Genomic DNA, 475 nt, shown 5'->3' on the forward strand with positions numbered 1-475 from the left:
TCCCCCCACACCGGGTCCAGATTTCGTCGTGCCGTTTCGCAGAAGGTGACCACGTGAAGAACCGCATACTCGCCGGAGCCATCGCGCTCGTTTCGTCCGTCACGCTGAGCGGATGTGGCTACTTCTCCGGCGGGGGCGGCGGTGACCGCACCGTGACGGTCTGGCTGATGAAGGACAGCGTCTCGCAGGGCTTCCTGGAGAAGTTCACCGAGTCGTACGAGAAGGACAATCCCTCGATCACGCTGGATTTCAAGATCCAGGAGTGGAGCGGCATCGGCCCCAAGGTCCTCTCCGCCCTGGAGAGCGACGACGCCCCCGATGTGATCGAGGTCGGCAACACACAGGTGGCGCAGTACGCGGAGAGCGGCGGCCTGCGCGACCTCACCCTCGAGTCCATGCGTGACCTGGGCAGCGAGGACTGGCTGCCCGGCCTCGCCCAGCCCGGCCAGATCAGCGGCGTGCAGTACGGCATCCC

General features: G+C 65.9%; 1 protein-coding gene. It reads left to right on the plus strand.

What is annotated here, in order from left to right:
- Nucleotides 1-53: 53 nt before the first annotated feature.
- Nucleotides 54-475 (plus strand): extracellular solute-binding protein (locus tag RM812_RS42235; protein WP_311586330.1); only part of this gene is annotated, 422 nt, incomplete at its 3' end.

This window comes from Streptomyces lancefieldiae, assembly GCF_031845825.1.
GTDB classification, from domain to species: Bacteria; Actinomycetota; Actinomycetes; order Streptomycetales; family Streptomycetaceae; genus Streptomyces; species Streptomyces lancefieldiae.